Source organism: Clostridioides sp. ES-S-0006-03 (assembly GCF_020662275.1).
In the GTDB taxonomy this organism is placed as follows: domain Bacteria; phylum Bacillota; class Clostridia; order Peptostreptococcales; family Peptostreptococcaceae; genus Clostridioides.
Genome location: NZ_JADGMM010000033.1, coordinates 1 through 1,519 on the forward strand (window position 1 = coordinate 1; position 1,519 = coordinate 1,519).

Sequence of the window (1,519 nt, forward strand, 5' to 3'; positions counted from 1 at the left end):
GGATTTTAAGTCCTGTGCGTCTGCCAGTTCCGCCACTTCGGCTTTTTTGGCTCCAAGGGTGGGGCTCGAACCCACAGCCTACCGGTTAACAGCCGGTTGCTCCACCGTTGAGCTACCTTGGAATATTTTGGAGGCGACACCCAGATTCGAACTGGGGATCAAGGAGTTGCAGTCCACTGCCTTACCACTTGGCTATGTCGCCGCCTTTTTGGTGATCTATCCGCGACTCGAACGCGGGACACCCTGATTAAAAGTCAGGTGCTCTACCGACTGAGCTAATAGACCATATTAGTTGGGGTGGATAATGAGAGTCGAACTCACGACCTCCAGAGCCACAATCTGGCGCTCTAACCAACTGAGCTATACCCACCATTATATTGGTCGAGGTGAAGGGACTCGAACCCCCGGCCCCATGGTCCCAAACCATGTGCGCTACCAAACTGCGCTACACCTCGAAATTTTGTTAATTTAATGTGGTGGGCCATCAGGGACTCGAACCCCAGACCTACCGGTTATGAGCCGGGCGCTCTAACCAACTGAGCTAATGGCCCACATTAAATTTTAGTAGCGGTAATAGGAGTCGAACCTATGACCTTTCGGGTATGAACCGAACGCTCTAGCCAACTAAGCTATACCGCCATATTCTTGGTGCCCAGAGGCGGAATCGAACCACCGACACGGGGATTTTCAGTCCCCTGCTCTACCGACTGAGCTATCTGGGCATTTGGCGGAGAGGGTGGGATTCGAACCCACGGCCCCTTTCGAAGTCACTGGTTTTCAAGACCAGCTCCTTAAACCACTCGGACACCTCTCCATATTCTACTTCCAATGATTCATCCGAGGATCGAACTCGGGACACCCTGATTAAGAGTCAGGTGCTCTGCCAGCTGAGCTAATGAACCTTAACTTTAATATTTAATGGCTGGGGATGCAGGACTTGAACCTACGCATACATGAGTCAAAGTCATGTGCCTTACCGACTTGGCTAATCCCCAATATATGTGGTGAGCGCACAGGGATTCGAACCCCGGACACACGCCTTAGAAGGGCGTTGCTCTATCCAGCTGAGCTATGCACCCACAATAAATATGTATAAATTAAATAAAAAATGGTGCGGATGAAGGGAGTCGAACCCCCACGCCAATGGCGCTAGATCCTAAGTCTAGTGCGTCTGCCAATTCCGCCACATCCGCGCATTTTTTTGGTGGAGGATGGTGGATTCGAACCACCGAAGTCGATGACAACAGATTTACAGTCTGCCCCCTTTGGCCGCTCGGGAAATCCTCCGTATTAATTTTACATGGAGCTGGTGATAGGAATCGAACCTACAACCTGCTGATTACAAGTCAGCTGCTCTACCGTTGAGCCACACCAGCATTTTTCATATTTTATTTTGGCGACCTGGAAGGGGTTCGAACCCTCGACCTCCAGCGTGACAGGCTGGCATTCTAACCAACTGAACTACCAGGCCGCAAATGGTGGGACCAGCAGGGCTCGAACCTGCGACCCCCTGCTTGTA

16 tRNA genes are annotated in these 1,519 nt (G+C 51.3%); all 16 read right to left on the bottom strand.

Annotated features, from left to right (window positions below):
* Nucleotides 1-47: 47 nt before the first annotated feature.
* A tRNA-Asn gene (locus tag IR151_RS19820) sits at nt 48-122 on the bottom strand.
* Nucleotides 123-128: 6 nt separating this feature from the next.
* Nucleotides 129-202 (bottom strand) — tRNA-Cys (locus IR151_RS19825).
* Nucleotides 203-209: 7 nt separating this feature from the next.
* Nucleotides 210-285: transfer RNA gene (locus IR151_RS19830), tRNA-Lys, on the bottom strand.
* An 8-nt stretch (nt 286-293) separates the two neighbouring features.
* A tRNA-His gene (locus IR151_RS19835) sits at nt 294-370 on the bottom strand.
* Nucleotides 371-378: 8 nt separating this feature from the next.
* A tRNA-Pro gene (locus IR151_RS19840) sits at nt 379-455 on the bottom strand.
* A 19-nt stretch (nt 456-474) separates the two neighbouring features.
* Nucleotides 475-551 (bottom strand) — tRNA-Ile (locus IR151_RS19845).
* Nucleotides 552-565: 14 nt separating this feature from the next.
* Nucleotides 566-639 (bottom strand) — tRNA-Met (locus IR151_RS19850).
* A gap of 7 nt (nt 640-646) precedes the next feature.
* Nucleotides 647-722: transfer RNA gene (locus tag IR151_RS19855), tRNA-Phe, on the bottom strand.
* A 3-nt stretch (nt 723-725) separates the two neighbouring features.
* A tRNA-Ser gene (locus IR151_RS19860) sits at nt 726-814 on the bottom strand.
* Between the two features lie 15 nt (nt 815-829).
* A tRNA-Lys gene (locus IR151_RS19865) sits at nt 830-902 on the bottom strand.
* 17 nt (nt 903-919) lie between these two features.
* A tRNA-Gln gene (locus IR151_RS19870) sits at nt 920-995 on the bottom strand.
* A 7-nt stretch (nt 996-1,002) separates the two neighbouring features.
* Nucleotides 1,003-1,079 (bottom strand) — tRNA-Arg (locus IR151_RS19875).
* A 30-nt stretch (nt 1,080-1,109) separates the two neighbouring features.
* A tRNA-Leu gene (locus IR151_RS19880) sits at nt 1,110-1,193 on the bottom strand.
* A gap of 9 nt (nt 1,194-1,202) precedes the next feature.
* Nucleotides 1,203-1,287: transfer RNA gene (locus IR151_RS19885), tRNA-Tyr, on the bottom strand.
* 14 nt (nt 1,288-1,301) lie between these two features.
* Nucleotides 1,302-1,376, bottom strand: a tRNA-Thr gene (locus IR151_RS19890).
* Between the two features lie 18 nt (nt 1,377-1,394).
* Nucleotides 1,395-1,471, bottom strand: a tRNA-Asp gene (locus IR151_RS19895).
* Between the last annotated feature and the right edge of the window lie 48 nt (nt 1,472-1,519).